The organism is Helicobacter sp. 12S02634-8 (genome assembly GCF_002272865.1).
Taxonomy (GTDB): domain Bacteria; phylum Campylobacterota; class Campylobacteria; order Campylobacterales; family Helicobacteraceae; genus Helicobacter_J.
Genome location: NZ_MLAP01000009.1, coordinates 88,591 through 99,813, shown reverse-complemented (window position 1 = coordinate 99,813; position 11,223 = coordinate 88,591). Strand labels below are relative to the sequence as shown.

Here is an 11,223-nt window from a genome sequence, read left to right as displayed (position 1 = left end):
ACTCTATGCAATCACTTATCGCCCTGGAGATAAAAACCAACCCGATAAACTCCCCTTTAAGCCTATAGTAATCAATAAAGGTGCAGGACTCATTACCATCACTGCCTCCCCCTCACAAATCAAAAGATTAAAAAATCAAAACAACTAACACGCAAACGCCCTCTCTCACACAATGTCTTGCCCATGCCTTTGCATATCTTGCACCCAGAATTTTGCTACCACAACAGCACTTTTGAAGTCTATTGGCAGCTTTTTAAAGGCGATGGTTATGGGAAATGGGGCTTCACGCAAGATGGCTATAGCCCCTCTAAAACCCCCTTTATCCAAAACAAGCTCAAAAAGAAAGTCCCCGCGCTCTGCTTAGTGCGAGATCCGATCACAGCAATCGCCTCAGGGATCAATTATTATATTTTCAAAAATATCTTGCAAAATAGCTTTGAAGCCCAAAAAGATTATCTGGATATCTCTATCAATGATGAAAAATTCTTAGATGGAACTATCTATTTTGGCAAAAATATCGCCCAAGTGAGCCCACTGATTATAAAAATACTTGTGATTGATACAACCGAACTCATCGGAGAGATCACCCAAACAACAATGGAAAAAATCGCTGCCTTTTTATCCATCAACACGCCCACGCAAAAAGACAAATTCTCCATCAAAGTCAATGACACCTTCACGCGCTGCTTCCCCCATCGCTTCACTATCTCTAAACACGAATTCATGCTCTCGCCTTTTGAAGGGATATTTGACCCCAAAGACCGCGAACTCACTTACAACAAAAAAGACCACCGATTCTATATCACCCGCTCTTATATCTCCGAGCGCTTCCCCCAAAGACCCCTATACATCTCCACGCCAAAGCCCATCACCATCACGCCCACACTCTATGCACAAATCACAGATCAAGCAGAAGCATACCTCCTCCAAGTCCAAAAACTCCAAGCACTCTATGACAAGCACAAGCTCACACCCCAAGCAATCCTCTCTTATCTCACCTCCCACCCAAAGACCCTAAAACATCTCCAAAGCACCCTACCAGACCAAATCACCCCCATCAGCCAGCTCGCCCCTCAAATACCAAAAAATTGGCTATACTATCAGGAATTTTTGACTCTCTAGAGGCAAGAATTTTTGACCCTCTAACCCACCAACATCAAAACACAAAAGAGGCAAGACCCATCAATGAAACGTTACAAACAAGCACTCCAGCACCTAAAAATTCGTATCAAAAACAGAGATTTTGGCTATATCTGCAAACGGATATTATGGATATTTCTGCCCCAAATCCCCGATACCTTCCATATCCAACACCGATTTTTATACAACATCTTTGTGTTCCCCCAATGGACTAAGTACCTCAAAGTCCCCAATGATTATTCCTATATCATCGCAGGCTCACACGGCGTGGGATTTGCTGCTTTTATCAAGCTATGTGAGCAAATCAGGGCAAACCCTATGCCCCTAGACCATCTGTATTTTTCCACTGACCCACTTTTATTGATGAAAAAGCACGCCAAAAAGCACAAAAACTCCCTTTATGGCTTGAGCTTAGAAAAGGCTTATACCGACCCCCATCGCAAGCATATCCTTGAAAAACTACAACATCGCGTGCCCGTATTTTGCCTACTCAGAGATCCGATCTCTATCTTGCGCACCCACACACACCCCTCCCTCCTCCCGCTCATAGCCGCCACACTCAAAGCTGCTATCAATCCTAATGGGGGGGGGGGCAGACACAAAGAGTAAAGAATCCAAATTAGATAATCCAAACAAAAAACAGAAAATCCAAATAGATAACATAGAGAGCATAGAGAGCAAAGCTAAAAGCACAGCCCCACACACCCTTTCTAATACCCCCTTAGACAACACCCATCAAGATTTTAGCCATATCCTAAAAGACCCAAAACTTCTCACACAAGCAGAAGCAGCCATCACCTTTATGCTAAAATTCCTCACGCAAAACATCACCACCCAATGCCATATGCTCCCGTTTTTCTGCTTCTCTTCTGCGCTCAAACCACTCCAAAACACAACGGCCAAAATCCACTACATCGACACCCAAGATTTCAGCTCCAAAGAAAAAGCTTTTGTGACAATGCGCTCGATTGCTAAGATTTTAAACCTCCCTTTTACAAACACAATCGATGATTTTGATATCAATTATTCTAGTATCCATACCACCAAGGCATTATTCCCCTATACCTTGACCCTGCCCCCTCACCCCACAAACCCTATCCATAGCCCCAAGCTCACACTCACCACACAACCCCCTCCTCCCAACACGCAAATACTTTGTATCCATACCTTTAAAAACGGCTTAAAAATCTATGCAACCACGCAAGATACTACCCCCTCCCATGACCCAAAGGCACTTGATGCGATGATGGCAAGGATTGAAGAGTGCTATGTTTGGCTTGATGGGTTTTTACAAAAAGGTGGGATCGAACGGCTCATTTTAGAAGTATTCAAGCAATCACAAACCATCAAAGAGCAATTCAAGGCATTTCTTGCCCAAGAAATCGCGCCCATCACGCAACTTGCCCCTCAAATACCAAAAAATTGGCTATACTATCAAGAATTTTTAACTCTCTAAGGGCAAGAATTTTTAACTCTCTAAGGGCAAGAATTTTTGACCCCCTAAAGGCAGCTTGTGATTGCAACACTCAAAAAGAAATACCACTCTCTCATACAATGCTATCAATTCGGTGCATACGATAAAATCCTCTCAAGCCTATTAGGTAAAAGACTCTCGCTCTTTACCAACACCCTCAAACCCCAAAGATACAAATACATTATGCTCGCCTCACACGGCACAGGGCGCAATGCATTTTGGCATTTCTTGCAAGCTTGCGGGGCTTATCCCATGCGTAAATTTGATATTTGCTGCATGGATAGAATCTGCTTTTTTAGCTGGAGAAAAATCTATGGTATCGTAGTCGATAGAGATATTTCCCATTTAGACGCAGCCAAAAAATTCATCGCCAAGCTCGACCATCAAGTCCCCGTATTTTGCCTACTCAGAGATCCGATCTCTATTATCCGCAGCGGCTATAACTTGACTTTAGCACATGAGCTAATGTCTATGGGGGGGGGGGCAGACAAGCCTCCAAAAGGTCTTAGAGTCCTATTTGCAAGCCTATGAGCAAATGCCCCATCATTTCATCTTCACGACCTCTGCCCAACAATTTGCCCCACTCACAAAAGAACTCATTTATATCGATATGTCCGAACTTTCCACGCAAAATGCCTACAACACGATGAAAAAGGTATGCCACACCATCGGTTTGCCCTGCCCTCCAAACAACCCTATTTTTTCCAAAAAAATTGCTGATTCTTATGCCCTCAATATCGAAAAAGACTTCTTTTTCCCCAAAAACACACTCCTAGATATTCCCCTAACAATCAAAATCCTCCCCTATGAAAACACCTCGCACAAAAAATTCCTCTTTTTATGCGAGCAATTCCCCAATCCCTTTTACCAAGGGCAAGTCATCTCGATTTGTATCATCGGGGCTAACAAATCCCAAGCAAACAAAAAACTCCGCAAAACTCCCCAAGCTTACAACAAGCTTATCGAAGCCATCAATACACATTTGCAATTTGCCCAAAAACAATTCATGCAATATGAGCGTTTGAAACTCAATGAAAGCGATGTTTTAGAATTTTTTAAAAACAATCAGGATTTGTATGCAAAATTCAGCCAATTACTCCATCATGAAATCTCAAATGTAGCCAAAAAAGCACCTGAAATCCTAAAAAATTGGATATACTACCGAGAATTTTTACAAATAAACTCAAGTCTAAAAGTAAATGGGGATTTCGGTGATACAAAACCACCTAAAGCCCATCAAAGCATAACACAGCACATAGGGGCTGATTCAAACTAGGGATATTGATGCGATTGAAAATCAAGATTATTATCAGCAAATTCCAAACACTGCTAAAAATCATCAAAAGTAGGCGTTGGGGGCTTTTATGGGACAAAATCACTCCCTTAAAAAAGCTCTTGAGCCTCACAAACTACCTCCCCCACCCCCAAAAATACCGCTATATCCTCATCGGCGGGCACGGGCTGGGAATGACAGCATTGCTCTTTTATCTCAATAAAATGGGTGCAAAAGCCACTGAAATATGGACTTATGAAGTCATCAGACCTTTTATTTTTTATCGGAAATTTGATGGTTTGGTGCTTGATAAAGCCCCTCTCAATAAAGACGCCTCTAAAGTGCTCCAAACACTCAAAAAGAAAGTCCCCCTCTATCAAATCATTCGCGATCCCATCTCTGTCATCAAAAGCAATGTCAATGTGACAATGTTCCACACCATCTCGAGTATCCACTCCCAAGCAGACGCAAAGCGTGTGCTTTTTGAGATCATTACCAATATCCCGCACTTGATGTTTTATTTTGCTTCTACAAGAAAGCTCATCGACCATATCACCACAGATGTCACCTATCTGAGAATGTGCGATCTTGATGATATGCATATGCCCACCACGCTCCAAAATTTCGCATACTCTTTTGGCTATCAAGAAGCTCTTAAACTCAATGGGGGGGGGGGCGATGATAACAATGATAATGAAAGCGTTGTCAAAGGCTCTTTATTCCCTCGCTGCTTCCCCTTTGCTTTTTCCTTGCAAGGCTATGATTTTATCCTCTCACCCCGCTCAAGACTCCAAAGCCATTTCAGAAAAGAACTCGATATGAATACAAATCTCGGGAACTACACCAAAGTCCCCACAGACTACACGATCTTAAAAGACAATATCACGATTGATACCTACCCCCAATACCCCTTAGTTCTCATCGCACCTGCTGATAAGACCCCGCCCAAAGACTTGATAGAAAAATCCCACGAGCCCATCAAAGCCTATATCGATGAAGCCCTGTGCCAAATCAAAAAACACCAGAGCTTTGCTTTTAGTGAAGCAAGCATTATTGAAGCCCTGCGCCAATGGCCAGATCGCACCAAACTTGCTATCAAAATCCACAGCGAGCTTGCATATATCCGCAAAGAAAGGCCGGATTTTTTAGCAGAATTTACCCATACAGCGAGCTTTCTAGCACAAAATGGCATTGATATATTTTCAACTTCAATCACAAAGGAGGCATTATGAATCAAGGCGACTTCACACAAGTAGCCAAGCACTACCACAACAGACCTGCTTATAGTGCGATGCTCTTAGAAAAATTACTCTTATGTATTAACCCTAAAGGTATCAAAACAAGCGAATTTCAAGTCACAGAAGTTGGTGCAGGCACAGGCAAGCTGACTAAAATGTTAGCAAACTTTGGACTCCCTATCACAGCCATAGAGCCCAATGATGCCATGCGCGCAGAGGGTGAGAAATACACGCAAAATACCTCCATCATCTGGAAAAAAGGCGATGGTGAAAACACCTCAATGCCCTCAAATTCTTGCAATTGGGTAATCATGGCAAGTTCGTTCCATTGGACAAACCCCGCTAAATCCTTGCCTGAATTTGCCCGTATTCTCAAAGATGATGGCTATTTCACAGCAATATGGAATCCGCGCAATATCTTGGAGGGATCGGTGTTTTATGAAATCGAAGAAGAAATCAAAGCAATGATCCCTGAGCTCAAGCGCGTCAGTTCAGGGAAGCAAAATACCCAAAAATGGGAAGAAGTGCTCGTATCTACAGGGGATTTTCAAGACTGCTTTTTTATGGAATGTGATTATATTGAGATGATGAGTAAGGAGCGTTATATGGGTGCTTGGGAGTCTGTCAATGATATCCAAGCACAAGCAGGCGAGGCAAGATGGCAAAAAATCTTAGCAATGATAGCCTCTAAAATCGCTCATCTTGATACGATTGAGATCCCTTATAAAATCCGCGCTTGGAGCGCACAAAAAACCAAAATCAACACAAAAGGATAAAAAATGGAAAAAATTGTCGAACAAAATTGGGATTACACCAAACACGCTAAGTATTACAGCTATCGCCCAAATTACGCCCCTGAGAGTATTGATATGCTCGTGCATTTAGCTACAAAAATTCTAAGGGGGGGGGGGCGCTAAAAAGCTTCGTGTAGCTGATATTGGTGCAGGCACAGGAAATCTTAGTATCATGCTTTTAGAAAGAGGGTGTGAGGTGGTCGCTGTAGAGCCTAATGATGCAATGCGAGAAATTGGGATCCAAAGGACTCAAGGTCAAGATATCAAATGGATACGCGCTATCGGTATTGAAAGCACTTTAGAAAATAAAAGCTTTGATTGGGTCACCTTTGGCAGTAGTTTCAATGTGATGGATCGCTCTTTGGCACTCCAAGAAGCCCATCGCATTCTCAAAGACAATGGATATTTTTCTTGTATGTGGAATCATAGAGATCTTTTTGACCCAATCCAAGAGAGTGCACAAGAGATTATCCTTTCTTTAGTCCCCAACTATGAAACCGGCACAAGGCGAGAAGATCAAAGACCTATCATCGAGGCACACAAAAACCTTTTTGATAATATCATTTATTTGGAGCAAGATTTTTATTTCCATCAAGATATCCAAAACTATATCTTAGCGTGGAAAAGCGTGAAAAACCCGTATTGGGATTTAGAAACCCCTAAGGGGGCAGAATTATTTGAGAAAATCTCTTATCAAATGCGCCACCAACTCCCAAGTGAGTTTGACATCAAATACACAACCAGATGTTGGAGTGCAAAAAAAGTAAACTAACCATTGAAAAGGATTCTGTTTGAAAACATTGAGCTTTGCCACTAAAGGAGAGAACCTAAAAGCCCTCTCCCCCATCATCAAAAAAGCAAAAATCCTCCCCTTATGTCTTATCCAAACAGAAACACTTCAAGACAATCTCCCTACTATTTTGCAAGAAATCTCCCAACTAGGAAAAAAGGTTATCATCAGAAGCTCTGCTGCCCACGAAGACACCCTAGAGTCTTCACAAGCAGGAGCGTTTTTGAGTATCAGTAGTGTTGATACTTCCCAAAAAGAAGCCCTAAAATCTGCCTTAGAATCTGTCAGTGCTTCAATGGGAGCAGGCAAGCACCTCATCTTAGTCCAGCCAATGCTAGAGAACCCGCAAATGTGTGGGGTAGCTTTTAGCGTGGATAAAGACAATGGCGCTCCATATTTTTGTATCGATTATGATAGCAGCGGGGATACAAGCAGCGTGACTGCAGGGAGGGCAGGAGAGCTTGTGCGTATCATTTCATATCGAGAACATCAGCCCAAAGACCATCATATCGCTGCACTCATCGAAGCTATCAAAGAGCTAGAAAATATCTTTGGCACACATTTTTTAGACATTGAATTTGCCTTTAAAGATGGCAATCTTTATATCCTGCAAGTGCGCCCTTTGGTGATGGCAAATAAACTCAATCTTTTTGACACACTCCAAACATCTACGCTCAATGCCCTCTGTGCGCGTATCGACTCACTCAAGCAAAGACACCCGCATATTCTTGGCGATAAAACCATATTTGGCGTCATGCCTGATTGGAATCCCGCAGAGATTATCGGACTCAAGCCCAAAAGACTAGCTATCTCACTTTATAAAGAGCTAGTGACTGATAATATCTGGGCTTATCAACGCGATAACTACGGCTACAGAAATCTCCGTTCCCACCCTTTGATGCACTCATTTTTGGGCGTGCCTTATATCGATGTGCGACTTTCGTTCAATTCCTTTATCCCCAAAAGCCTCGATGATACCATCGCAAATAAACTTGTCAATTATTATCTAAACTCCCTATCCCAAAAGCCCCATCTCCACGATAAAATCGAATTTGAAATTGTCTTTTCTTGCTATGATCTCAATCTCCCCTCCAAGCTCTCCCAACTCAAGCAGCACAATTTCAATCAAAACGAACTCAAAAGGATTGAATTCTCGCTCCTAGAGCTCACCAACACGATTTTAGATACCAAAAAAGGTCTTTATCTCAAAGACCTTAGCAAGGTCAATCGCTTAGAAGAGCGCACGCAAGCAGTTTTAAAATCTTCCTTATGCACAATCGATAAAATCTATTGGCTCATCGAAGACTGCAAACGTTTTGGCACTCTGCCCTTTGCAGGCGTAGCAAGGGCTGCATTTGTGGCAATGCAGATTCTAAATTCCCTAGTCGAAATCAAATTTTTTACTCCCAAGCAAAAAGATGACTTTTTGCTCTCTTTAGGCACTATCAGCAAAGAACTCTCCTGTGATGTCTATCGCCTTGCAAATCAAACCCTCGCTAAAGAAAAATTCATCGAAAAATATGGGCATTTGAGGGCAGGGACTTATAATATCCTCTCGCCCACTTATAAAGAAGCCTTTGAATTGTATTTTTCCCAAGACGCCTCACCCCCTCCTTTGAGCACACAAACACATTTTTCTTTGAGCACCCAACAAAGCAAAGAATTAGACACGCTCTTAGCCCAAAATGGTCTTTATCTCAATGCTTCTGAGCTGTTTGAATTCCTTAAAATCGTCATTGAGGGCAGAGAGCTCGTGAAGTTCAAATTCACCAAAACACTCTCAATTATCCTAGACCTTATCACTGAATTAGGACACGAGCTAGGCATAAACAAGCAAGACCTCGCCCATTTAGACATCAAATCCATACTCTCCCTCCAATCAAGCCAATACAAAACGAGCTTGCAAGAAGCCTTGATGAGCGATGTGAATAAGCACAAACAAGAATACGCAATCACTACAGCCTTAAAAATCCCCCCTGTGATACTCAACGCCCAAGATGTCTTCTATCACACAAGCACCAAAATAGAGCCAAATTTCATCACAGACAAAACCATCACAGCCCCCACAGCCAGCGAAACAGACAAAGATTTAGCCAATAAAATTGTCTTAATCCATTCAGCCGATCCCGGTTATGACTTTTTGTTTGCTAAAAATATCGCAGGGCTCATCACTTGCTATGGTGGCGCAAACTCGCATATGGCTATTCGGTGTTCAGAAATCTCCTTGCCTGCAGTGATTGGCGTGGGAGAAGAGAGATTTTCTCAATACCAAAAGGCCTCAAAACTATGTATCGATGCGAGCAATCAACAGGTATTCCCCCTATGATAGGTATCACGCAACGACTCATAGAAGCCCCAAACTACCACGAAATCCGCGAGGGGTTAGGCTGTGAGTGGGGGGAGTTTTTGGGTGAAAGGGCTTTTTGGCCCTTGAGCTATGCTGTTCCTTTTGCGCGCTATGCTCCTAGGCTGAAAGCTGTGATTTTAAGCGGGGGCAATGACCTCTCTTCTATCACGCCCAATGCCCTCAACCAAAAACGCGATCGATATGAAAAAGAGATCATTTCCCATTGCTTAAAAACGCAAATCCCATTGCTCGGTGTATGCAGAGGCGCGCAGTGTATCGCAGAGTTTTTTGGCGCGACCATCACAGAATCCAAAGGCCATAGCCCAAACCCCCATCAATTATTATGGCTAGCAGACCAAAATACCTATGAGGTCAATTCCTACCATCATTATGCCATCACAGCACTCAAAGAGCCGCTCAAACCCCTAGGACTAGCACAAGATGAGAGTATCGAAGCCTATAGACACACTTCTTTGCCGATTTTTGGTATGATGTGGCATATCGAACGCGAAAAGCACCACCCCTATCCCTCAAAGGCAATATGGGAAAACTTTATCCAAGAGATACACACAAAAGAGATACAAGCAAAGGGGATACAATGATGAAAGCTTTGATTTTAGCAGCAGGCAGAGGCACGCGCCTTGCCCCACTCACAGATTCTATCCCCAAATGTATGGTCGCTTTTAATGATAAACCCATTATTGATCATGAGCTCCAAGCACTCAAACACAACGACATCACAGACATTGCTATAGTTGGGGGCTATCTCTTCCCTGTTTTGCAAAAATATCTCCAAAATCAATCTCTGAAATTTTTTACCAATATTGATTTTATGCATACCAATATGGTTGCTACAATGTTTTGCGCGCAAGACTTCATGCACTCTTGTATCCAGCAAAAACAAGACCTCATCATCTCTTATGCTGATATCATCTACACAGACACTATCATCAAAAAACTCAAAAATTTCCAAGGGGATTTAGGTATTATCATCGATACTGAGTGGGAAAAGCTCTGGAGAGCGCGCTTTGCTGATCCTTTGAGTGATGCTGAAACGCTCAAAATCTCTGGGGACACCATCACAGAAATTGGCAAAAAGCCCCAAAATATCGCTGAAATACAAGGGCAATACATCGGCTTGTTTAAAATTTCTCATCGCTTTTTGCCCGCAGTCTTAGAGCTGTATGCGAGCCTTGATAGAAACGCCCTCTATGATGGCAAAGACTTCAATAATATGTATATGACTAGCTTTTTACAAATCCTCATTGACACCTATCACAACGCCTCACCTGTGTATATCCATCGTGGCTGGACAGAAATAGACAGCATAGAAGATCTCAAAATATGTCTATAAATTTACTTTATCCAACGATCAAGCTCGCCTATGCAGCCGGAGAAATAATTCTCAAACACTACAAAAACCCCACCTTCACGCTCAAAGCCGACCAAAGCCCCTTGAGTATCGCTGATATGCAATCCCATCATTTTCTCTCTGCCAAACTCAACGCCCAAAGCCATATTCCTGTTTGCTCAGAAGAAGCCCCTCTCTCCTATGCTGAACGCAAAGATTTACCCTATTTATGGCTATTAGACCCCCTAGATGGCACAAAAGATTTCTTAGCACAAAATGATGGCTTTACAATCAACATCGCGCTTTTAAAAAACAATCTCCCCATACTCGGCATTGTCTATGCCCCAGCACTCAAAGAGCTTTATTATGCCTATCAAGGCAAGGGCGCTTACTTCTTATCCACAACAAATTTTGACCCCACCCAAGCGATCAAAATCACCCCCCAAAGCCCCATAACAAGCCCATCAAACCCCATAGCTTGCGTGAGTAATTTCCACGACACCCCACAAACCCAAGATTTCTTACAGCACTACAACCTCACGCCCCTCCCCTTAGGCTCAGCCCTCAAACTCTGCGCACTTGCCACGCACAAAGCCCATATCTACCCAAGATTCAATGGCACCAAAGAATGGGACACAGCTGCAAGTGATATCATCATCACAGAAGCAGGGGGCGTGATCTTAGATTGCAAGACCAAACAGCCCTTGTTATACAACAAACCCGATTTGAGAAACAACCACTTCATAGCGTTCAGCAAAAGCCTCATTGATGGCAAGATTTATCGGGATTTTTTAGCAAATATGCTATAATCTCGCA

At 42.7% G+C, this 11,223-nt stretch carries 11 protein-coding genes and 1 pseudogene; all 12 read left to right on the top strand.

The window, feature by feature from the left end:
- Nucleotides 1–183: 183 nt before the first annotated feature.
- The 12 genes and pseudogenes from BKH46_RS06990 (at nt 184) to BKH46_RS06935 (ending at nt 11,216) form a co-directional block, all read left to right on the top strand.
- Nucleotides 184–1,122 (top strand): DUF2972 domain-containing protein, encoded by a 939-nt coding sequence (locus BKH46_RS06990; protein WP_095226119.1) that lies wholly within the window; start codon nt 184–186, stop codon nt 1,120–1,122.
- A gap of 63 nt (nt 1,123–1,185) precedes the next feature.
- Nucleotides 1,186–1,749, top strand: coding sequence for a hypothetical protein (locus BKH46_RS06985; protein ID WP_095226118.1), 564 nt, complete (start codon nt 1,186–1,188; stop codon nt 1,747–1,749).
- The gene (locus tag BKH46_RS06980) at nt 1,721–2,596 is read left to right on the top strand and encodes a DUF2972 domain-containing protein (RefSeq protein ID WP_095226117.1); all 876 of its coding nucleotides are present in this window, start codon (nt 1,721–1,723) and stop codon (nt 2,594–2,596) included. The genes BKH46_RS06985 and BKH46_RS06980 overlap by 29 nt, the downstream gene beginning before the upstream one ends.
- Nucleotides 2,597–2,653: 57 nt before the next feature.
- Nucleotides 2,654–3,145: a hypothetical protein gene (locus BKH46_RS06975; protein ID WP_095226116.1), complete on the top strand. Its 492-nt coding sequence runs from the start codon at nt 2,654–2,656 to the stop codon at nt 3,143–3,145.
- A gap of 4 nt (nt 3,146–3,149) precedes the next feature.
- Nucleotides 3,150–3,890 (top strand): DUF2972 domain-containing protein, encoded by a 741-nt coding sequence (locus tag BKH46_RS06970; RefSeq protein WP_143428925.1) that lies wholly within the window; start codon nt 3,150–3,152, stop codon nt 3,888–3,890.
- 8 nt (nt 3,891–3,898) lie between these two features.
- Nucleotides 3,899–5,119: a hypothetical protein gene (locus BKH46_RS06965; protein WP_095226114.1), complete on the top strand. Its 1,221-nt coding sequence runs from the start codon at nt 3,899–3,901 to the stop codon at nt 5,117–5,119.
- Complete coding sequence (locus tag BKH46_RS06960) at nt 5,116–5,901, top strand: class I SAM-dependent methyltransferase (protein WP_095226113.1); 786 nt, start codon at nt 5,116–5,118, stop codon at nt 5,899–5,901. The genes BKH46_RS06965 and BKH46_RS06960 overlap by 4 nt, the downstream gene beginning before the upstream one ends.
- A 3-nt stretch (nt 5,902–5,904) precedes the next feature.
- A pseudogene (locus tag BKH46_RS06955) lies at nt 5,905–6,691 on the top strand (class I SAM-dependent methyltransferase).
- A 19-nt stretch (nt 6,692–6,710) separates the two neighbouring features.
- Nucleotides 6,711–9,035: a PEP-utilizing enzyme gene (locus tag BKH46_RS06950; protein WP_095226112.1), complete on the top strand. Its 2,325-nt coding sequence runs from the start codon at nt 6,711–6,713 to the stop codon at nt 9,033–9,035.
- Nucleotides 8,996–9,658, top strand: a complete 663-nt coding sequence (locus tag BKH46_RS06945; protein ID WP_253248323.1) for a gamma-glutamyl-gamma-aminobutyrate hydrolase family protein — start codon at nt 8,996–8,998, stop codon at nt 9,656–9,658. The genes BKH46_RS06950 and BKH46_RS06945 overlap by 40 nt, the downstream gene beginning before the upstream one ends.
- Nucleotides 9,658–10,410 (top strand): phosphocholine cytidylyltransferase family protein, encoded by a 753-nt coding sequence (locus tag BKH46_RS06940; protein ID WP_095226126.1) that lies wholly within the window; start codon nt 9,658–9,660, stop codon nt 10,408–10,410. Before BKH46_RS06945 ends, BKH46_RS06940 begins: the two co-directional genes overlap by 1 nt.
- Nucleotides 10,401–11,216, top strand: a complete 816-nt coding sequence (locus BKH46_RS06935) for a 3'(2'),5'-bisphosphate nucleotidase CysQ (protein ID WP_095226110.1) — start codon at nt 10,401–10,403, stop codon at nt 11,214–11,216. The genes BKH46_RS06940 and BKH46_RS06935 overlap by 10 nt, the downstream gene beginning before the upstream one ends.
- Nucleotides 11,217–11,223 lie beyond the last annotated feature (7 nt).